General features: G+C 71.8%; 15 protein-coding genes and 1 riboswitch. Of the genes, 4 read left to right on the top strand and 11 right to left on the bottom strand.

The window, feature by feature from the left end; all coding sequences use genetic code 11:
• Positions 1-229 precede the first annotated feature (229 nt).
• Positions 230-1,249, top strand: coding sequence for a septation protein SepH (gene sepH / locus SMA5143A_RS00500; RefSeq protein ID WP_107460872.1), 1,020 nt, complete (start codon positions 230-232; stop codon positions 1,247-1,249).
• Between the two features lie 181 nt (positions 1,250-1,430).
• Here the strand turns inward: sepH and SMA5143A_RS00495 are convergent, their stop codons facing one another.
• Positions 1,431-2,258, bottom strand: coding sequence for a sulfurtransferase (locus SMA5143A_RS00495; protein WP_107460817.1), 828 nt, complete (start codon positions 2,256-2,258; stop codon positions 1,431-1,433).
• A gap of 326 nt (positions 2,259-2,584) precedes the next feature.
• Between SMA5143A_RS00495 and SMA5143A_RS00490 the strand changes: the two genes are divergently transcribed.
• Positions 2,585-3,385: a VOC family protein gene (locus SMA5143A_RS00490; protein ID WP_107460816.1), complete on the top strand. Its 801-nt coding sequence runs from the start codon at positions 2,585-2,587 to the stop codon at positions 3,383-3,385.
• A gap of 9 nt (positions 3,386-3,394) precedes the next feature.
• Here the strand turns inward: SMA5143A_RS00490 and SMA5143A_RS00485 are convergent, their stop codons facing one another.
• The 5 genes from SMA5143A_RS00485 to SMA5143A_RS00465 form a co-directional block, all read right to left on the bottom strand.
• On the bottom strand, positions 3,395-4,042 hold the full coding sequence (locus SMA5143A_RS00485) for a thymidine kinase (RefSeq protein WP_055520731.1): 648 nt from the start codon (positions 4,040-4,042) through the stop codon (positions 3,395-3,397).
• Between the two features lie 84 nt (positions 4,043-4,126).
• Positions 4,127-5,314, bottom strand: coding sequence for an alkaline phosphatase family protein (locus SMA5143A_RS00480; RefSeq protein ID WP_107460815.1), 1,188 nt, complete (start codon positions 5,312-5,314; stop codon positions 4,127-4,129).
• Positions 5,314-5,901, bottom strand: a complete 588-nt coding sequence (locus SMA5143A_RS00475; protein WP_099968251.1) for a DUF5998 family protein — start codon at positions 5,899-5,901, stop codon at positions 5,314-5,316. The genes SMA5143A_RS00480 and SMA5143A_RS00475 overlap by 1 nt, the downstream gene beginning before the upstream one ends.
• Before the next feature lie 344 nt (positions 5,902-6,245).
• The gene (locus SMA5143A_RS00470; protein ID WP_146193872.1) at positions 6,246-6,683 is read right to left on the bottom strand and encodes a hypothetical protein; all 438 of its coding nucleotides are present in this window, start codon (positions 6,681-6,683) and stop codon (positions 6,246-6,248) included.
• Positions 6,684-6,855: 172 nt separating this feature from the next.
• A complete protein-coding gene (locus SMA5143A_RS00465; RefSeq protein ID WP_107460813.1) occupies positions 6,856-9,819 on the bottom strand; it encodes a bifunctional acetate--CoA ligase family protein/GNAT family N-acetyltransferase in 2,964 nt (987 codons plus the stop codon).
• A gap of 182 nt (positions 9,820-10,001) precedes the next feature.
• On the opposite strand from SMA5143A_RS00465, the gene SMA5143A_RS00455 reads away from it, so the two are divergent.
• A complete protein-coding gene (locus tag SMA5143A_RS00455) occupies positions 10,002-10,283 on the top strand; it encodes an HPr family phosphocarrier protein (RefSeq protein WP_055541657.1) in 282 nt (93 codons plus the stop codon).
• A gap of 191 nt (positions 10,284-10,474) precedes the next feature.
• Here the strand turns inward: SMA5143A_RS00455 and SMA5143A_RS00450 are convergent, their stop codons facing one another.
• The 4 genes from SMA5143A_RS00450 to SMA5143A_RS00435 all read right to left on the bottom strand — a co-directional run bounded on the left by SMA5143A_RS00450 (position 10,475) and on the right by SMA5143A_RS00435 (position 15,379).
• A complete protein-coding gene (locus SMA5143A_RS00450; RefSeq protein ID WP_107460812.1) occupies positions 10,475-11,179 on the bottom strand; it encodes a GntR family transcriptional regulator in 705 nt (234 codons plus the stop codon).
• A 187-nt stretch (positions 11,180-11,366) separates the two neighbouring features.
• Complete coding sequence (locus SMA5143A_RS00445) at positions 11,367-12,152, bottom strand: M23 family metallopeptidase (protein ID WP_107460811.1); 786 nt, start codon at positions 12,150-12,152, stop codon at positions 11,367-11,369.
• 12 nt (positions 12,153-12,164) lie between these two features.
• Positions 12,165-12,338: riboswitch (cyclic di-AMP (ydaO/yuaA leader) on the bottom strand.
• 225 nt (positions 12,339-12,563) lie between these two features.
• Positions 12,564-13,952 (bottom strand): M16 family metallopeptidase, encoded by a 1,389-nt coding sequence (locus SMA5143A_RS00440; protein WP_107460810.1) that lies wholly within the window; start codon positions 13,950-13,952, stop codon positions 12,564-12,566.
• Complete coding sequence (locus tag SMA5143A_RS00435) at positions 13,949-15,379, bottom strand: M16 family metallopeptidase (RefSeq protein WP_107460809.1); 1,431 nt, start codon at positions 15,377-15,379, stop codon at positions 13,949-13,951. Before SMA5143A_RS00435 ends, SMA5143A_RS00440 begins: the two co-directional genes overlap by 4 nt.
• A 341-nt stretch (positions 15,380-15,720) precedes the next feature.
• Between SMA5143A_RS00435 and SMA5143A_RS00430 the strand changes: the two genes are divergently transcribed.
• On the top strand, positions 15,721-18,177 hold the full coding sequence (locus SMA5143A_RS00430) for a DNA gyrase/topoisomerase IV subunit A (protein WP_107460808.1): 2,457 nt from the start codon (positions 15,721-15,723) through the stop codon (positions 18,175-18,177).
• 70 nt (positions 18,178-18,247) lie between these two features.
• On the opposite strand, the gene SMA5143A_RS00425 is transcribed toward SMA5143A_RS00430, so the two are convergent.
• Positions 18,248-19,429, bottom strand: a complete 1,182-nt coding sequence (locus SMA5143A_RS00425) for a CobW family GTP-binding protein (RefSeq protein ID WP_107460807.1) — start codon at positions 19,427-19,429, stop codon at positions 18,248-18,250.
• Positions 19,430-19,534 lie beyond the last annotated feature (105 nt).

Here is a 19,534-nt window from a genome sequence, read left to right as displayed (position 1 = left end):
TGTCCGGGGCCCACGAGGACCGCCGGGAGGGGGATCGTTGCACAGGGTGATGAGGTTCGTCACTTAGCGTTGCGAATAGGTAACCGTGCCATAACGGCGACCTCGGGCCCACGCCCGACACGCCGGGCAACTCGGCAAGGTTGTGGCAGGCTGCACCCGGGCAGGCCACACTCGACTAGCGGAAGCAGCGACGCACGTGACGTCGGCAGGCACCACCCGGGAGGTCCCCATGCCCGAACTGCGTGTCGTGGCCGTCTCCAATGACGGCACACGGCTGGTGCTGAAGGCTGCCGATTCCACGGAGTACACGCTTCCGATCGACGAGCGTCTGCGTGCCGCCGTGCGCGGCGACCGTCCCCGTCTCGGTCAGATCGAGATCGAGGTCGAGAGCCATCTCCGCCCCCGTGACATCCAGGCGCGTATACGTGCGGGTGCCACGGCCGAGGAGGTCGCGCAGCTCGCCGGTATCCCCGTCGACCGGGTGCGCCGGTTCGAGGGTCCGGTACTGGCCGAGCGCGCCTTCATGGCCGAGCGGGCACGCAAGACGCCGGTCCGCCGCCCCGGCGAGAACGCCGCAGGCCCGCAGCTCGGCGAGGCCGTCCAGGAACGGCTGTTGATCCGCGGCGCCGAGAAGGACACCGTCCAGTGGGACTCGTGGCGCCGCGACGACGGCACCTGGGAGGTCCTGCTGGTGTACCGGGTCGCGGGCGAACCGCACTCGGCGAGCTGGACGTACGACCCGCCCCGGCGCCTGGTCCAGGCCGTCGACGACGAGGCGCGCTCCCTGATCGGCGAGTCCGACGATCTGGGCGCCCCGGAACCGAGCTTCCCGTTCGTGCCGCGGATCGCCCGGCTGCCCCGCGACCGCCAGGCGGAACGTCCCGCCCTGCCGGCCATGACACCGGAGTCCGACGAGGAGAGCGTGAGCGAGCGCGACTCGCTCACGAGCATCCTGGAGGCCGTTCCCAGCTATCGGGGCGACCTGGTGGTGCCCGAACTGCCCGCCGCCGAACCGCAGGACGAGTCCGTGGAGGAGATGGACGAGGAGTCCGCGGCACCCGCGGCCTCGGCCGGTTCAGCCTACGCGGACGTCCTCATGCCGCCGCGGTCGGTCAACGGCCACCGCGACCGGCTCATCGGCTCCACGGACCGCCAGGCCGAGGCCGACGGTGTACGGCCGGGTCGGCGCGCGGCGGTGCCCAGCTGGGACGAGATCGTGTTCGGCACCCGCCGCAAGAAACAGGAGTAGCGGGAGACAGCGTTAGGAGTGGGGGTCGGCGGCTGCGAGCAGGAACGGTCGCGCACGCCGATCCGTTTCTGCTTTCTTCTGCTTCCGGTTCTTCTACCGTGGGTGAGGGGCGCCCTCTCATACGTGTGTGGGGCCCGTGTCGTTCAGACGCGGGCCCCTCGGCATGCCTGTCAGCCGTGGGTCACTGGGGGTCAGGGCCGGTGGCGACCGGACGGCCGCCGTCGCGGGACCACTCCGACCAGGAGCCGACGTACAGGGCGGCCGGGATGCCCGCGACGGCGAGGGCGAGCACCTGGTGGGCGCCGGAGACGCCCGAGCCGCAGTACACGCCGACCTCCGTGTCCCCGGTCGCGCCGAGTGCCTTGAAACGGTCGGCGAGTTCGGCGGCGGAACGGAAGTGACCGGATGCGGTCACGTTCTCGGTGGTGGGCGCGGACACGGCGCCCGGGATGTGGCCGCCGACCGGGTCGATGGGCTCCACGTCACCGCGGTAGCGCTCGGCGGCCCGCGCGTCGAGGAGCAGACCGGCGCGGGCGAGCGCCGCGGCACCGTCCGCGTCGAGCAGCGGGAGGGCCCCCGGGGCGGGGGTGAAGGTTCCCGGCTCGGGGTCGGGGAGTTCGGCCGTGACCGGGCCGTCCCAGGCCGCGAGACCGCCGTCGAGGACACGCACCGAGGGGTGGCCGGACCAGCTCAGCAGCCACCAGGCGCGCGCGGCGGCCCAGTTGAGGCCGCCGTCGTAGACGACGACCGGACGGTCGGCGGACACCCCGGCCGCCCGCATCGCCGCGCCGAAGGTCTCGGGGTCCGGCAGCGGGTGGCGGCCGGCCGCGCCCGCCGGGCCGGCGAGTTCGGCGTCCAGGTCGACGAAGACGGCCCCCAGGAGGTGCGCCTTGTCGTACTCGGGCCGCAGGTTCGGGCCGCCCAACTGCCAGCGCACGTCCAGCAGGACCGGCGGGCGGGGTCCGGCCAGCTCCTCGGCGAGCTCAGATGCGGTGATGATGGCGTTCATGGCCCCATCCTCGCGCACGGGGTGGCCCCTTCGCCCGGGTCCGGCTACTCTGCCCGCCGGACGGTGCCGATCACCGCGCGTACGGGATCGGACACATGCCGTACAGACGACGGCCACCACACGTTTGCCCCGCGGAAGGCGGCGCGTCACGGTCGACCGCGTCCCGTTCGCGTACGTACGTGCGCCAGGGCGCGGCGGTGCGGCGCGGGCGCCCGGCACCACGGGCGGTGCGAGCATCGGCACGGGGCGTGATCGCGGGTGGACGCGGTACACGGGTACGGCGGGGCGGACGGACGCGGCCGCGAGGGGCCGAGGAGAGAGTGACGATGACCGACGCACGGGGATCGACCGGCCCGAACGGTGGGGCGTACCCGCAAGGCACGCCCTGCTGGGTGAGCCTGATGGTGCACGGGATGGCCGCGACCCAGGAGTTCTACGGAGCGCTGTTCGGCTGGGAGTTCGAGCCCGGTCCGCAGCAGCTCGGCCCGTATGTGCGGGCGTTGCTCGACGGGCGTGAGGTGGCGGGCATCGGCCAGCTGCCGCCGGACCGGCACCTTCCGATCGCCTGGACGCCGTACTTCGCCTCCGACGACGTGGATCTGACGGCGGCGACCGTGCGGCACTGCGGCGGGACCGTCGGGGTCGGTCCGCTGGACGCCGGGGAGGCGGGGCGCCTGGCGATCGGCTCGGATCCCACGGGGGCCGTCTTCGGCATCTGGCAGGCGGCGGCGCATCTCGGCAGGGACATCACCGGTGTGCCGGGCACCCCCGCCTGGGACGAGCTGCTCACCTATGACACGGAGAGCGTCGCCAAGTTCTACGAGGTGGCCTTCGGCTACGAGGAGAGAGCGGTGGCGTCCCCCGACCCCGACACCGACCATGTCACCCTCCACATCAAGGGCCGCCCCGTCGCCGGCATCCATGGCGTGGGCGCCGCGCTACCCCGTGATCGCGGCCCGCACTGGCTGACGTACTTCGAGGCCGTCGACACCGACGAGGCGGCCCAGCGGGTCCTCGCCCTCGGCGGCCATGTCCTGACCTCGCCCCAGGACTCCCCGCAGGGCCGTGTGGCCACCGTGGCGGATCCGGAGGGTGCCGTCTTCGCGCTGGTGCACATGGAGCGCTGAGGCGGCGGCTCAGGCCGTCTCGACCGGGAGGACGTCCGGGGAGAGGGCTCCCGCGTGGGCCGTCGCGGCGGTCATGCGGCGGCGGTGGTGGCGGCGGCAGAGCACCTCGTAGCCGATGTCGTCGGGCTGGTTGACGTCGCCCACGACGACCTGGGCGCCCTCGACGACCATGTGGCCGCCTATGGTGCGGGCGTTGTGGGTGGCGCGGGCGCCGCACCAGCAGAGGGCCTCGACCTGGAGGACCTCGACGCGGTCGGCGAGCTCGACCAGCCGCTGGGAGCCGGGGAAGAGCTTGGAGCGGAAGTCGGTGGTGATGCCGAAGGCGTACACGTCGAGGCCCAGGTCGTCCACGACGCGGGCGAGTTGGTCGATCTGCTCGGGGGCGAGGAACTGGGCCTCGTCGGCGATGACGTAGTCCGCGCGGCGCCCTTGGGAGAGGTGGTCGACGAGGTACGCGTAGAGGTCCTGGCCGTCCTCGACCTCGACGGCGTCGGTGACCAGGCCGAGTCGGGAGGAGAGCTTGCCCTGGCCCGCGCGGTCGTCACGCGTGAAGATCATGCCCTGGAGGCCCCGCGCCGAGCGGTTGTGCTCTATCTGGAGGGCCAGCGTCGACTTCCCGCAGTCCATGGTTCCGGAGAAGAACACCAGCTCGGACATGGTGAGGTGAACACCTTTCGGCAAAGGAGGGCAGCGGAACGGTCGGGGGCGGCAGGGTGGTGCGGCAGGGTGTGCGGCGGGACGTCAGGAGCGTACTTCGAGGAGCGGGATCAGTTGTTCCGCCGGGGTCATCGAGCCGTGGTTGCCGACCATCGCCGACTCCTTGGGCTCCCGCTCGGAGGCGATGATCAGGACGTCGTCGCGAGCGGCCGCGACCACGTCACCGATGCGGCCGTACACCCGTTCGTCCACCGTCGGCCCGAACCAGCCCGCGGCGATGGCCTCGTCCCGCGAGGCGATCCAGAACTGTTCGCCGAGCACCTCGCGCCAGCAGGTCAGGACGTCCGACTCGGCGCCCGGTACCGCGTACACATGGCGGGCGCGGCCCTCGCCGCCCAGCAGGGCGACCCCGGCGCGCAGTTCCCAGTCCTCGTCGAAGTCGATGCGGTGCTGCTCGTCGAAGGGGACGTCGATCATGCCGTGGTCGGCGGTGACGTAGAGGGCGCTGCGCGGCGGGAGTTGCTCCGCGAGTCGCTGGACGAGGCGGTCGACGTGCATGAGCTGGCCGCGCCAGGTGTCCGAGTCGAGGCCGTAGCGGTGTCCGGCGCCGTCGACCTCGGAGTAGTACGTGTAAACCAGGGCCCGGTCGCCGGCGCCCAGTTGCGCGGCGGCGAGGTCCATGCGGTCTTCGCCGGAGAGGCGGCCGTGGAAGGTGCCGCCGCTCAGCGCGACCTTGGTCAGGGGGGTGTGTTCGAAGGCGGGGGACGAGACCTGCGCGGTGTGCACACCGGACTCGTGGGCGAGCTGGAAGACCGTCGGGTACGGCTGCCAGACGTGCGGTGCGGTCCAGGGCTGCCAGCGGAGCTGGTTCATCAGCTCCCGGGTCTCGGGGTCGCGGACCGTGTAGCCGGGGAGCCCGTGCGCGCCCGGTGGCAGTCCGGTGCCCACGGAGGCCAGGGAGGTCGCCGTGGTGGCGGGGTAGCCGGCGGTGATGGGACGGCCGGTGCCGCCGCGCGAGGACGCCAGCAGGGAGGTCATGAACGGCGCCTCGTCGGGGTGCGCCCGCAGCTGCTCCCAGCCGAGCCCGTCGATCAGGAAGACGCAGGCGCGGTCGACCGGCGCCAGTTCCTGTATCGCGGCGGTCGTGCCGGGGACCTCCATGCCCGCCGCGAGGGTGGGCAGAAGGTCGGCGAGCGAGCCGACGCCGTACTCGGGGACGGGTGCCGAGCCGACGGCGAGGGGTTCCGGGTGGTCCCAGGTGGGCAGTGCCATCAGCGGGCGAGGTCCGCGGTCGCCTCGGAGAGGGACTGCGCGAAGGCGAGGGCCTGGCGAACGGTCTCCGGGCCGTCCCCGGCCTCGCTGACGCGCAGGCTGAGGTCGTCCGCCGTGGAGCTGCCCGTGTAGCCGTGGTCGGCCTCGCAGTTGGGGTCGCCGCAGGCGGCGGGCTCCAGGTCGATACGGGAGACGGCGCCCCAGCCGATGGTCAGGACGACCTCGCGCGGCAGGGTGCCGGGGGTGTACGACTCGGGGTTGGCGACGACCCGGCTGACCACGACCGAGGAGATCCGGCCGAGCTTCACCGACTCGGTGGACGTGGTGGCGTAGGGCGTCGGCGACGTGCTGTCCGCGGCCTGCTCGTCGGTGTGGCTGACGATGAACCGGTTGGCCGTGAGGACGAGCACGGTCACATGGCGCCGCACCTCGTTCGCGTCGAACGTCGTCTCCTGGTGGACCAGGTACGACTTGATGGCCTCGCCGCCGACAGCGGCCTCCACCGCCTCGGCCACGAGAGCCGGGTAGTAGCCGCTGCGCTCGATCGCCGCACGCAGCCCCTGGGTCGTCGTACTGGTCTTGGCCATGACGTCCATCCTAGTCCGTGGGCAAGGGCGGTCCGGCTCAGTCAAGGGCATCCCGGGGGTATTCGAACAGCGGGCCGACGCACCTTCGCGCGTCCGGCGCCCGGGGCCTGCCCACGGAAGGGGATGCGGTCACGGCACCGCAGTGGCCCTGGCAGCGGGCCGCCCCCTCTGCGAGGGCGGCCCCTTTCGGGTCTCGGGAAAAGGTGCGCCCGCATTTCCCGAGGCACCGGAAGAAAGCGAATTCCCGTCACCGGAAGAACCGTGGATTCTCTCCGCGGGATCCGGTCGGGAATTCCTGGAAGAGGGCCGCGGTCCCGTGTACCGGGTGGGACCGCGGCCGCGTTTCACCGGAACTGCCGGATGTCCGCGCCGAGCGACCAGCCGACGCCCTTGCCGTCGTCGTACACGCGGGCCTCGAAGACCGCGTCGGCGGGCAGGTGGGTGCACACGTCGCTGCCCGGCCACGGGTTGGCGCGGGCCGGCCAGTCCTCGCAGCGGATCTTCTTCACCGGCTGGGCGCCGACCTTCCACCGGAACTTCGCCTGGTCGACCACCGGACAGGCGCCGTCCTTCTTGTAGTCGACCGCGACGTACGCGTTGAAGGCGCGGTTGCTCCGGAGCTCGGTCCAGCCGTCCTCGTTCTCGGTGTAGACGCACAGCCGGCGGCCGGACTCGGCGTACGCCGTGCCGGTGACCGGGCCCGAGGTGACCATGAGCGCCGTGACGGCGACGGCGAGGAGTCCCGCCCGTCGAAGGCCACGACGCATTCGCGATGTCCGCATGACTCTCCTTTGAGTCCGTGGGGGGTGGATACGCGTCGACCGTAAAGACGCGGACATGGCGAGGACAATGGATTTGAGCTTCGGCTGAGGAAAAGGACGCTTTTATGAAGGGACCATGAGCGCCGCCTCGGAAAGGCGTCCGGATTACCTCCGGGTAAAGTCAGAATCGCGTTCAGTAGACCGGAAGGGTCCTCGGGCCGAGATCGTCCCGAGCGGGCGGGCGGGCGAGCCGTACGGTGGCGCCGAGCACGCTGAGCCCGTGCGGGGCGACGACGACCGGCTCCAGGGAGACGGCCACGACCTCGGGGTGGTCGTCCACCAGCCGGGAGACCCTCAGCAGCAGCTCCTCGAGGGCGCCGGTGTCGACCGGCGCCGAACCTCTCCAGCCGAAGAGGAGGGGAGCGGTCCTGATCGACCGGACCAGGGAGGCGGCGTCGCGTTCGGTGGCCGGAATCAGCCGGTGCGCCATGTCCCCGAGCAGCTGCGACGCCGGTCCGGCCAGCCCGAAGGAGAGCACCGCTCCGGCCGCCGGGTCGACCACCGTCCGCACGATCGTGTCGACACCGCGCGGGGCCATGGCCTGGACGACCGGACGCAGCTCCTCCGGCCCGCCGAACAGCTCCGTCAACTCCGTGTACGCCCGCCGCAGTTGCTCCTCGTCCGCCAGGTCGAGCCGTACGCCGCCCAGGTCCGCCCGGTGCCTCAGCTGCGGGGCGGTCGTCTTCAGCGCCACGGGATAGCCGAGCGCCTCGGCCGCCGCCACCGCCTCGTCCGGTGTGGGCGCGGGCCGCGCCTCCCGGACCTGGATGCCGTACCGTCCGAGCAGGGCGCAGGTGTCCTCCGCGCCGAGGGCGAGGCCCTCGTCCCGCGCGAGCAGCTCGTCGATCTGCCGCGCGGCGCCCTTCTCGTCGATGTCCTCGTACTCGGGCACCCTGCCCGGCTCCGCCGCCTCGCGCCGCCACTGCGCGTACTTCACGGCTTCGGCGAGTGCGCGGACGGCCCGCTCGGCGGCGGGATAGGCGGGGATGAGCCGGGAGTCGGCGGGCCGGACAGGGGTGAGCCGCAAGTCCGCGGGCGGCGCAGGCGCGATGGCTTCCGCCGCGAGGGGACGGGTGGGGGCGGAGGGGGGTGCCGCCGGGGTGGGCGGCGCCTCGGTGAGCGGCCGTTCCGCGGAAGGCCGTTCCACGGGGTGCCGCGTGTCCCCCCGGGCCGGGGCGGCCAGCGGCTGTGGGGCACCGCTCGTGGCGGCAGGGGTCCGGTCGCCGGCCTGGGGTGCGGTGCTCGCCGCGGCCGACAGCGCCTCGGCGAGGCCGCCCAGCTCGACGTGCACGACGAGCACCGGCTTCGAGGGGGTCGCCGCCGCCGCGGAGCGCAACGCCTCGGCGAGGGCCGCGTCGTCGGGGGACGTCTCCCCGAGTGCCGGTATGGCCGTCACGACGACCGCGTCGCACGCGTCGTCGGCCAGGGCGTCCGACAGCACCCGGTGGAAGTCGTCCGCCGAGGCGGCGGTCGTCAGATCGACCGGCGGCAGCGGACGGAGCCCCTCGGCGAGGCACGCGTCATAGGTGAGCAGCCCCAACGACTCGGAGTTGCCGAGGATCGCCACCCGCGGGCCCGAAGGGAGCGGCTGCCGGGCCAGCAGCAGCCCCGCGTCCACCAGCTCCGTGATCGTGTCGACCCGGATCACCCCCGCCTGCCGCAGCACCGCCGACACGGTGGCGTGCGGCAGCCGCGTGGCGCGCACCGCGTGCCCCTGCGGGGCCGCCCCGTGGCGTGCGCCCTGGACGACGACGAGCGGTTTGACCGCGGCGGTCCGCCGGGCGAGGCGGGTGAACTTGCGCGGGTTGCCGATGGACTCCAGGTACATCAGCACGACATCGGTGTCGGGGTCCTCGTACCAGTACTGGATGACGTCGTTGCCGGAGACGTCCGCCCGGTTGCCGGACGACACGAACGTGGACACGCCCGTCACGCCGGTCACCCCTCCTCCGCGCCGGTGCAGCCGGGACAGCAGCGCGATGCCGATGGCGCCGGACTGGGCGAAGAGGCCGATGCGCCCGGAGCGCGGCATCTCCGGGGCGAGCGAGGCGTTGAGCCGTACGTCGGGGGCGGTGTTGATGACGCCGAACGCGTTCGGCCCGATGATGCGCATGCCGTACGCGCGCGCCATGCGGACGAGTTCACGCTGGCGGTCGTGACCCTCCGGGCCGCTCTCGGCGTACCCGGCGGAGACGACCACGAGTCCCTGCACACCGTGTTCACCGCACTCGGTGACGACCTCGGGGACCTGCGCGGCGGGGACGGCCACGACGGCGAGGTCGACGGGGCCCTCGATGTCACGGACGGAGGGGTAGGCCGGGACGCCGTCCAGCTCCTTCTCCCGCACGGCCTTGTTCACCGCGTAGAGCCGGCCCGCGAAGCCCGCGTCCCGGAGGTTGGCGAGCACACTGCGGCCCACTCCGCCCGGTGTGCGCCCGGCGCCGATGACGGCGACCGAGCCGGGGGCGAGGAGCCGCTGCACCGACCTGGCCTCGGCGCGCTGCTCCCGCGCGCGCTGCACGGCGACGGAGCGGTCGGTGGGCTCCAGACCGAACTCCAGGCGCACGACGCCGTCCTCGAAGCTGCGCTTCTGCTGGTACCCGGCGTCGGTGAACACCTTGATCATCTTGGTGTTGGCGGGCAGCACCTCGGCGGCGAAGCGCCGGATGCCGCGCTCGCGGGCGACGGCGGCGATGTGTTCGAGAAGGGCGGAGGCGACGCCGCGGCCCTGGTGGGCGTCCTGGACGAGGAAGGCGACCTCGGCCTCGTCGGCGGGGGCCGAGGCGGGCATTCCGTCGGCACCGATCCGGTCATAGCGTACGGTGGCGATGAACTCGCCGCCGACGGTGGCGGCGAGACCCACCCGATCCACGAAGTCGTGGTGCGTGAAGCGGTGGACGTCCTTGGCGGACAGGCGAGGGTACGGCGCGAAGAAGCGGTAGTACTTCGACTCGTCGGAGACCTGCTCGTAGAAGCTGACCAGACGCTCGGCGTCATCAACGGTGATGGGCCGGATGCGTGCGGTGCCGCCGTCGCGCAGCACCACGTCGGCCTCCCAGTGGGCGGGGTACTCATGCCGGTCCGACGAGGTCTGCATGGGCCCCAGAGTACGGCTCGCGTCCGGCGACGGCGCGAGGCAGTCTGGGGAACCACAACAACCGGTGCGCGGTCAGGCCGTGGGCCCGTTCCGGTGTCGCTTCACGATATGGGAAACTGGTCTAGACAATACGGTCTAGACCTCTTCGAGGTACCCGAGACACACCTGAAGGGCAGCATCACATGGCTGAGCGCCGCGTCAACGTCGGCTGGGCCGAGGGCCTCCACGCCCGCCCCGCTTCCATCTTCGTCCGGGCCGCCACGGCCTCCGGTATCCCCGTGACGATCGCCAAGGCCGACGGCAACCCCGTCAACGCCGGTTCCATGCTGGCGGTCCTGGGCCTGGGCGCCCAGGGCGGCGAGGAGATCGTCCTCGCCTCCGACGCCGAGGGCGCGGACGCCGCGCTCGACCGTCTGGCGAAGCTCGTCGCCGAGGGGCTCGAGGAGCTCCCCGAGACGGTCTGACCCCCGCGACGCCGGCCTGAAGGCCACTCGCGGCAGCACTGAAGGGCTCGTCCGATTTATCGGGCGGGCCCTTCGCATTTGCCTGGGCAGAGGGGTCGGTTAAATTGGTCTGCGGCGTCGGGAAATCCGTCCGCGGGCAGCATGAATAACACCCCTCGAATTCATGCCCTTCTTTGTATACGGCCCTCGTGTTAATGCCGCAGACTCGGCATGTTTACGGGGTGTTGCGAAGTCCTCACACGGTCCGGTCGGTCCGCCGCCGCGGGCCGGCCCGGAAAGCGCAGCCGGTGCGCCGAGGTCGCCCGTTCGGCGTGCAGAGCGGTGATCGTCCGCGCGCGCTCGCTGTCACCGCGGGCCACGGCGTCCACGATGCCGCCGTGCTCGGCCCAGGACTCCACGGGGTTGGCCGGCGCCTCGACCGCGTACATCCAGGCGATCTTGTGCCGCAGCTGGGCGAGCGTCGAGGTCAGGGCGGGGCTCCCGGAGGCCTGGGCGAGCGTCTCGTGGAACCAGCCGCCCAGCGAGCGCAGATCCTCGCTGTTGCCCCGCCTGGCCCGCTCCTGGCCCAGTCTGACCAGGCCGCGCAGGACCTTGAGGTGTGCCTCCGTGCGGCGCTGGGCGGCGCGGGCGGCACCCAAGGGCTCCAGCAGCATGCGCATCTCCAGCAGGTCGGAGGCCTCCTGCTCGGTCGGCTCGGCGACGCACGCGCCCGCGTGCCGACGTGTCACCACGAAGCCCTCCGCCTCCAGCGTGCGCAGCGCCTCGCGCACGGGGACGCGGCTCACGCCGTACCGTCGGGCGAGCAGTTCCTCGGTGAGCCGGCTGCCGCGCTCGTAGACACCCGCGACGATGTCATCACGGATCGCCGTGCATACCGAGTGCGCCGGAATACGCATGACCGACCTCCGCCTTAATCCCCGTGAAACGTCATTGATTGACGTGTGTTCAGGTGACTCTATTGCAGCGGGCCGGAATTTCCGATGGCGGACCGGAATCCATGGATATTTTTTGGACAGCGGGTACGCCGCAACAAGGAAAGCCCCGGCTCGATGAGCCGGGGCCTCCTGAAGGGTGAAGCTTTCGTCAGACGTTCACGCCGTGCGAGCGCAGGTACGCGACGGGGTCGATGTCCGAGCCGTACTCGGCCGTGGTGCGGGCCTCGAAGTGCAGGTGCGGGCCGGTGACGTTGCCGGTCGCCCCGGAGAGGCCGATCTGCTGGCCGGGGGTCACCGTCTGGCCGACGGAGACGCCGATGGACGACAGGTGGCCGTACTGGGTGAACGTGCCGTCGTTCATCTTGATCACGACGTTGTTGCCGTACGCGCCGCCCCAGCCGGCCTCGACGACGGTGCCGGCGCCCACGGCATGGACGGGCGTGCCGGAGGCCGCGTGGAAGTCGACACCGGTGTGGCTGCCGGAGGACCAGATGGCGCCGCCCGACTTGTAGCCGGTGGAGATGTAGGAGCCGGTGATGGGAGAGACGTACGCGTTGAGGCGCTCGCGCTCGGCGGCGCGGGCGGCACGCGCCTTGATCTCCTCGCGCTCCTTGGCGGCGGCGCGCTCCTGCTTGGCCTTCTCGGCGGCGGCCTTGCGGGCCTCCTCCTGCGCCTTCTGCTTGACGGCAGCCACCTCGGCGGCCTGCTGCTGCGCGGCGGCCTGGGCGTCGACCTGCTCGGCGACCGTGTCACCGAGGACGATGATCTGGTTCAGCCCCGTCTGCTCGGGGGCGGGCTCCGCGGCGAGCGCCGGGACGGCGACGGTGCCGACGACACCGGTGGTGGTGAGAGCGGCGACGCCCACGGTCCTCGTGGTCGTGCGCTTCACGCGGCCGGGACGGCGGTGCTTCCCGGGAGCGCGGGTGAACGCCATGGAGTGGCTGATCCTTTCCTTCCCTCTCGCCTACCGGGTTAGCTGACGGGTTCGGAGCAGGAAGGTCTCCTACGGACACCCCTCGTTTCGCGAAGCTCGCGAAGGGCACCCGATTCACCCCAGGGACTGCGGTGGGTCCCCGGCTCCCCTGGCTCGCGCCGTGGGGGGACTCGGCGATGACTGTCCGGTGCCGCGGGTGCGGCGAACTGCTGGCGAACAGCCGGACCGACGCTAAGCGGGCCGCCTCCGAAATAACAAACGCATCACGGGTTTTGAGGCGTACGCCACAGGTCAGACAGGCAACCTCCCCCATCAATACGAGCAATACGGGCAAACAAGGGCCCCGGTGACACTTCCGTCACCGGGGCCCCTCGTCGACCCCACCGCCCGCGAGCCGGTTCCGCCCGGCTTCTACTCGGCGGGGACGACGGTGACTTCGCCGATCCCGAGGGCCCTGACCGGCTCCTCGATCTGCGCGGCGTCACCGACCAGGACGGTCACCAGACGGTCCACCGGGAAGGCGCTCACGACGGCCGCGGTGGCCTCCACGGTGCCGGTGGCGGCGAGCTGTCGGTACAGCGTCGACTGGTAGTCGTCCGGCAGGTGCTGCTCGACCTGGTCCGCCAGCGTGCTCGCCACGGCCGCCGCCGTCTCGAACTTGAGGGGGGCGACCCCGACGAGGTTCTGCACGGCGATGTCCCTCTCGGCGTCCGTCAGGCCCTCGGCGGCGAGGGTGCGCAGCACCGTCCACAGGTCGTCGAGCGCCGGACCGGTGTTCGGGGTGTCCACGGAGCCGCTGATGGCGAGCATCGAGACACCGGAGCCGTCGGGCGCGGAGCGCAGCACCTGGCCGAACGCGCGCACGCCGTAGGTGTAGCCCTTCTCCTCACGCAGGACGCGGTCCAGTCGGGAGGTGAGGGTGCCGCCCAGGCAGTAGGTGCCGAGCACCTGGGCCGGCCACACCCGGTCGTGCCGGTCGACGCCGACGCGGCCGATGAGCAGCTGTGTCTGGACGGCGCCGGGGCGGTCGACGATGACGACGCGCCCGGTGTCGTCGGCGCTCACCGCCGGCATGGTGCGGGGCTTGGCCGGGGAGCCGGTCCAGGCGCCCAGGGTGTCACCGAGCAGTGCGTCGAGGTCGACGCCGGTGAGGTCGCCGACGATCACGGCGGTGGCCGTCGCCGGGCGGACATGCCGCTCGTAGAAGGCGCGTACGGCCGCGGAGTCGATGCTCGCCACCGTCTCCTCGGTGCCCTGGCGGGGCCGGGACATACGGGAGTCCGTGGGGAACAGCTGCTTGGAGAGCTCCTTCGCGGCCCGGCGGCCCGGGTTCGCGGTCTCGTGCGGGATCTCGTCCAGCCGGTTGGCCACGAGCCGCTCGACCTCGCTGTCGGCGAAGGCGGGGGCCCGCAGGGCGTCGGCGAGGAGACCGAGCGCCTTGCCCAGCCGCGACACCGGCACTTCGAGGGAGAGACGGACGCCGGGGTGGTCGGCGTGCGCGTCGAGGGTGGCGCCGCAGCGCTCCAGCTCGGCGGCGAACTCCTCGGCGGAGTGCTTGTCGGTGCCCTCGGAGAAGGCCCTCGTCATGATCGTGGCGACGCCGTCGAGTCCGGCGGGCTCGGCGTCCAGGGGAGCGTCGAGGAGGACCTCGACGGCGACGACCTGCTGGCCGGGGCGGTGGCAACGGAGCACCGTCAGGCCGTTGTCCAGGGTGCCGCGCTCGGGCGCCGGGAACGCCCAGGGCCTGGCCTCGCCGGCCTGGGGCTGCGGGTGGAAGTCCATGGTCGCGAGCTCGGTCACTTCGCCGACTCCTCGTTCTCGTCGGTGGTCGCGTCGGCGTCCGTCGCCGCGCTCTCGGCCTCGTCGTCGGCCGCGTCGTCGGCGTCGTCGGCGTCGTCGGCGTCGTCGGCGTCGTCGGCGTCGTCGGCGTCGTCGACAGGCTCGTAGACGAGCACCGCGCGGTTGTCGGGCCGCAGGCGCGCCTTGGCGACCTCCTGGACCTCCTCGGCGGTCACGTCGAGCACCCGGTCGACGGCGGTCAGGGCGAGCTTGGGGTCGCCGAACAGGACCGCGAAGCGGCACAGTTCGTCGGCGCGGCCCGCGACCGTGCCGAGGCGGTCCAGCCACTCGCGCTCCAACTGGGCGTGGGCGCGCTCCATCTCCTCGGCCGTGGGGCCCTCAGCGGCGAACCGGGCGAGCTCCTCGTCGACGGCGGCCTCGATGACGGGCACCTCGACGTCGCCGGAGGTCTTGACGTCCATCCAGGCCAGGGAGGGGGAGCCGGCCAGGCGCAGCAGACCGAACCCGGCCGTCACCGCCGTACGGTCGCGGCGCACGAGCCGGTTGTAGAGGCGGGAGGACTCGCCGCCGCCGAGGATGGCGAGGGCCAGGTCGGCCGCGTCGCACGCGCGTGTGCCGTCCTCCGGGAGGCGGTAGGCGGCCATCAGCGCCCGCGCGGGCACCTTCTCCTCGACGACCTCGCGGTGCTGCTCGCCGATGACGTCGGGCAGGCCGCCGTCACGCGGCTGCGGCTTGCCGTCGTAGGACGGGATGGAGCCGAAGTACTTCTCGATCCAGGCGAGGGTCTGCTCCGGGTCGATGTCGCCGACGACCGAGAGGACGGCGTTGTTGGGGGCGTAGTACGTCCGGAAGAACTGGCGGGCGTCCTCCAGGCTGGCCGCCTCCAGGTCCTCCATGGAACCGATCGGGGTGTGCCGGTAGGGGTGGCCCTCCGGGTAGGCGAGCCGGAAGATCCGCTCGAACGCGGTGCCGTACGGCACGTTGTCGTAGCGCTGCCGGCGCTCGTTCTTGACGACGTCCCGCTGGTTGTCCAGGTTCTTCTGGTCGAGCGCGAACAGCAGGCTGCCCATGCGGTCGGCCTCCAGCCACAGCGCGAGCTCCAGCTGGTGGGCGGGCATCGTCTCGAAGTAGTTGGTGCGCTCCCAGCTGGTGGTGCCGTTGAGCGAGCCGCCGGCGCCCTGGACCAGCTCGAAGTGGCCGTTGCCCGAGACCTGCTTGGAGCCCTGGAACATCAGGTGCTCGAAGAGGTGGGCGAGGCCGGTGCGGCCCTCGACCTCGTGGCGGGAGCCGACGTCGTACCAGAGGCACACCGCGGCGACCGGGGTCAGGTGGTCCTCGGAGAGCACCACGCGCAGGCCGTTGTCCAGGCGGTGCTCCTTCACTGTCAGGCCTTCGGAGCCTGCCTCGGCTGTGGCCGTGTGACCCATGGGCATGTACGTCCCTTCGATGGCGAGCGCGGTCGCTGGAACCGCGGTTGTCCTGCCGGTCCTGCCACTGTATGCAAGCGTGCGGACGCTCGGCGAAGTTCCCGGAGCGCGTACGCCGACGGCGAGAACGCCTTACGCCGAGAGCGAGAACCCCGGATGCCGGGAGCGGGACCGCCGGTGGTCACCGACGGGCAGTGGTTAAGGTCGGCGCACGCGGTTGACGCGGCGGCGCCGGGCACCCGCCCCGGCGGGGAATGCCGGGTCGTGTCCGGGTTGTCAGTGCGGCAGTCCACAATGGTCCGCGTCAGAGTCCGTTCACTTGCAGCAAGGAGCCGGCAGCGATGGCCCGCCGCAGCACGAAGACCCCGCCGCCCGACGACGCGTTCGAGGAGCGGATCCTCGACATCGACGTCGTCGACGAGATGCAGGGCTCCTTCCTGGAGTACGCGTACTCGGTCATCTACTCCCGAGCCCTGCCCGACGCCCGTGACGGTCTGAAGCCGGTGCACCGCCGCATCGTCTACCAGATGAACGAGATGGGTCTGCGTCCCGACCGCGGCTATGTGAAGTGCGCCCGCGTCGTCGGCGAGGTCATGGGCAAGCTGCACCCGCACGGCGACTCGTCGATCTACGACGCCCTGGTGCGCATGGCACAGCCCTTCTCGATGCGGGTCCCCCTGGTGGACGGCCACGGCAACTTCGGCTCCCTCGGCAACGACGACCCGCCCGCGGCCATGCGGTACACGGAGTGCCGTCAGGCCGCCGCGACGAGCCTGATGACGGAGTCGATCGAGGAGAACACGGTCGACTTCGCCCCGAACTACGACGGCCAGGAACAGGAGCCGGTCGCGCTGCCCGCCGCCTTCCCGAACCTGCTGGTCAACGGCGCCTCGGGCATCGCCGTCGGTATGGCCACCAACATGCCGCCGCACAACTTGGGCGAGGTCATCGCGGCCGCCCGGCACCTGATCAGATACCCGAACGCGGACCTGGACGCCCTGATGAAGCACGTCCCGGGCCCCGACCTGCCCACGGGCGGGCGGATCGTCGGACTCACCGGCGTCAGGGACGCGTACGAGACGGGCCGCGGCACCTTCAAGATCCGCGCCACGGTGGCCGTGGACAACGTGACGGCGCGCCGCAAGGGCCTCATCGTCACGGAGCTGCCGTTCACCGTGGGCCCCGAGAAGGTGATCGCCAAGATCAAGGACCTGGTCGGCTCGAAGAAGCTCCAGGGCATCGCCGACGTCAAGGACCTCACCGACCGCCAGCACGGCCTGCGGCTCGTCATCGAGATCAAGAACGGCTTCGTGCCGGAGGCGGTCCTGGAGCAGCTCTACAAGCTGACGCCGATGGAGGAGTCCTTCGGCATCAACAACGTGGCGCTGGTCGACGGTCAGCCCCTCACCCTGGGCCTCAAGGAGCTCCTGGAGGTCTACCTCGACCACCGCTTCGACGTGGTGCGCCGCCGCTCGGAATTCCGCCGCGGCAAGAAGCGCGACCGGCTGCACCTGGTCGAGGGTCTGCTCACGGCGCTGCTGGACATCGACGAGGTCATCCGGCTGATCCGCTCCAGCGAGAACTCCGCGCAGGCCAAGGAGCGCCTGATGGAGCGCTTCTCCCTGTCGGACGTCCAGACGCAGTACATCCTCGACACCCCGCTGCGCCGTCTCACCAAGTACGACCGCATCGAGCTGGAGGCGGAGAAGGACCGGCTCAACGCGGAGATCGCGGAGCTGACGCGCATCCTGGACTCGGACGCCGAGCTGCGCAAGCTGGTCTCCGGGGAACTGGCCGCGGTGGCGAAGAAGTTCGGCACCGAGCGCCGTACGGTGCTGCTGGAGTCCTCGGGCGCCCCGGTGGCCGCGGTTCCGCTCCAGGTCGCGGACGACCCGTGCCGGGTGCTGCTGTCGTCGACGGGGCTGCTCGCCCGTACGGCCGACGCCGAGCCCTTCGCGGCGGACGCGGACGCCAAGCGCACCAAGCACGACGTGATCGCGTCGGCGGTCCCGGCGACGGCCCGCGGCGAGATCGGCGCGGTGACGTCCACGGGCCGCCTGCTGCGGCTGAACGTGATCGACCTGCCCCAGCTGCCCGACACGGCGGCCGCCCCGAACCTCGCGGGCGGTGCCCCGCTCGCGGAGTTCCTCTCCCTCCAGGACGGCGAGACGGTGGTCTGTCTGACGACGCTCGACGAGTCGTCGCCGGGCCTCGCCATCGGCACCGAACAGGGTGTCGTCAAGCGAGTGGTGCCCGACTACCCGTCCAACAAGGAGGAGTTGGAGGTCATCACCCTCAAGGAGGGCGACCGGATCGTGGGCGCGATGGAGCTGCGCACCGGCGAGGAGGACCTGGTCTTCATCACGGACGACGCCCAGCTGTTGCGCTTCCAGGCCTCACAGGTCCGCCCCCAGGGCCGCCCCGCCGGCGGTGTGGCGGGCATCAAGCTCACCGAGGGCGCGAAGGTCATCTCCTTCACGGCGGTCGACCCGGCGGCGGACGCGGTGGTCTTCACGGTGGCGGGCTCGCGCGGCACGCTGGACGACTCCGTCCAGACCACGGCCAAGCTCACCCCGTTCGACCAGTACCCGCGCAAGGGCCGCGCCACGGGCGGTGTCCGCTGCCAGCGGTATCTGAAGGGCGAGGACTGCCTGTCCTTCGCCTGGGCGGGCCCGACTCCGGCCCGCGCCGCCCAGAAGAACGGCACTCCGGCCGACCTCCCGGAGATGGACCCGCGCCGCGACGGCTCGGGTGTCTCCCTGGGCAAGCCGGTGGCCTCGGTGGCGGGCCCCGTCTGATCGGGACGGACAGTGGCCGGGGCGCCCTCGGACGGAAGACGTCAGAGGGTGCCGCGGCCAGGCGGTCGCTTCACGGGGTGTCGTAGGAGGGGTCCGGTTCGCCGGCCTCCCGCTCCTTGTCCGGTACGTAGCGCAGGACGCCCCACATGCTGTGCTCGTCGGCGCGGGGGGCGTCGTCCTTGCACGCCTCCAGCTCCTTGGTGAGGGCGGCGGCGTCGATACCGGTGCCGATGAGGACGAGCTGGGTGAGTCTCGGCTCGTCGCCCGGCGCCCACGGCTCGGGGTAGAACCGCAGGAACCGCCCGACCGCGTGCACGGAGTACCGGTTGCGGGTGTCGTGCGGCCCGAAGTCGACGTACCCCTTGATGCGGTAGAGCCCGTCCGACCTGCCGTCGAGGAAGTCCAGCAGCCGACGGGGGTTCATCGGCAGGTCGGAGACGAAGGCGACGCTGTCGTACGCGGTGTGCAGATGCCCGAGGTGATCCTCGTGGGCGCCGCACTCACCGTGGGCGTCGCCGCCGTGGCCATCGATGGCGTCCTCCCCGCCATGCGGTCCGGCGCCGGCGTTCCCCTGGAGGCCGTCGTACAGGTGGAGGTCGTCGAAGGAGAGCTGCCCGATGCGTTCCTCGCTGGGACGGCAGTCGAAGAGGAACGCGGGGTCGATACGCCCGTACGTCGCGGCCACGACGGCCGCGCCCTCACCGAGCGACCGGACGAGTCCGAGGACACGCTCACCGTCCTCGGCCCGGTCGACCTTGTTGACGACGACGAGGTCGGCGATGGCGAGATGCCGGTCGATCTCGGGGTGCCGCTGCCTGGTGTCGAGGAACTCGGCCGCGTCGACGACCTCGACCAGTCCGCCGTACACGACCCGGGGGTTCTCACTGGCGAGCACCATCCGCACGAGTTCCTGAGGCTCGGCGAGCCCGCTGGCCTCGATGACGATGACGTCGATGCCGGTGGCGGGGTCCGCGAGCCGCTCCAGGTACACGTCCAGCTCACTGGCGTCGACGGCACAGCACAGACACCCGTTGCCCAGCGACACCGTGGAGTCGCCGAGCGCTCCGGCCACCGCCATCGCGTCGATCTCGATGGCCCCGAAGTCGTTGACGACGGCACCGATGCGGGTGCCGCCGCTGCGGTGCAGGAGATGGTTGAGCAGGGTGGTCTTGCCGGAGCCCAGGAATCCGGCGAGGACCACGACCGGGATCTGCTGCGGCCCCCCGGGGCCCGGACTCGACGACTGGCTCAACGCGCGCCCTCTCTCACACGGTTGCGTGCGCCGGCTCGCGGCCGGCCGCCGTACCGGGACGGCTCACGGACCGGCGTTCGCCGGAACACCGCGGCTCCCGTACGG

The sequence above is a fragment of the Streptomyces sp. MA5143a genome (genome assembly GCF_900290235.1).
Taxonomy (GTDB): Bacteria; Actinomycetota; Actinomycetes; order Streptomycetales; family Streptomycetaceae; genus Streptomyces.
The sequence above is the reverse complement of the archived record's forward strand: the minus strand, read 5'-3'. Positions and strand labels throughout refer to the sequence as shown.

What these genes read in the sequence shown, in the direction of transcription:
- SMA5143A_RS00430 (WP_107460808.1), top strand. Translation starts at nt 15,721, where the DNA reads ATGGCCCGCCGCAGCACGAAGACCCCGCCGCCCGACGACGCGTTCGAG.
- SMA5143A_RS00465 (WP_107460813.1), bottom strand. Translation starts at nt 9,819, where the DNA reads ATGCAGACCTCGTCGGACCGGCATGAGTACCCCGCCCACTGGGAGGCC.
- SMA5143A_RS00485 (WP_055520731.1), bottom strand. Translation starts at nt 4,042, where the DNA reads ATGTCCGAGCTGGTGTTCTTCTCCGGAACCATGGACTGCGGGAAGTCG.
- SMA5143A_RS00495 (WP_107460817.1), bottom strand. Translation starts at nt 2,258, where the DNA reads ATGAACGCCATCATCACCGCATCTGAGCTCGCCGAGGAGCTGGCCGGA.
- SMA5143A_RS00445 (WP_107460811.1), bottom strand. Translation starts at nt 12,152, where the DNA reads ATGGCGTTCACCCGCGCTCCCGGGAAGCACCGCCGTCCCGGCCGCGTG.
- SMA5143A_RS00490 (WP_107460816.1), top strand. Translation starts at nt 2,585, where the DNA reads ATGACCGACGCACGGGGATCGACCGGCCCGAACGGTGGGGCGTACCCG.
- SMA5143A_RS00475 (WP_099968251.1), bottom strand. Translation starts at nt 5,901, where the DNA reads ATGGCCAAGACCAGTACGACGACCCAGGGGCTGCGTGCGGCGATCGAG.
- sepH (WP_107460872.1), top strand. Translation starts at nt 230, where the DNA reads ATGCCCGAACTGCGTGTCGTGGCCGTCTCCAATGACGGCACACGGCTG.
- SMA5143A_RS00450 (WP_107460812.1), bottom strand. Translation starts at nt 11,179, where the DNA reads ATGCGTATTCCGGCGCACTCGGTATGCACGGCGATCCGTGATGACATC.
- SMA5143A_RS00480 (WP_107460815.1), bottom strand. Translation starts at nt 5,314, where the DNA reads ATGGCACTGCCCACCTGGGACCACCCGGAACCCCTCGCCGTCGGCTCG.
- SMA5143A_RS00470 (WP_146193872.1), bottom strand. Translation starts at nt 6,683, where the DNA reads ATGCGGACATCGCGAATGCGTCGTGGCCTTCGACGGGCGGGACTCCTC.
- SMA5143A_RS00435 (WP_107460809.1), bottom strand. Translation starts at nt 15,379, where the DNA reads ATGGGTCACACGGCCACAGCCGAGGCAGGCTCCGAAGGCCTGACAGTG.
- SMA5143A_RS00455 (WP_055541657.1), top strand. Translation starts at nt 10,002, where the DNA reads ATGGCTGAGCGCCGCGTCAACGTCGGCTGGGCCGAGGGCCTCCACGCC.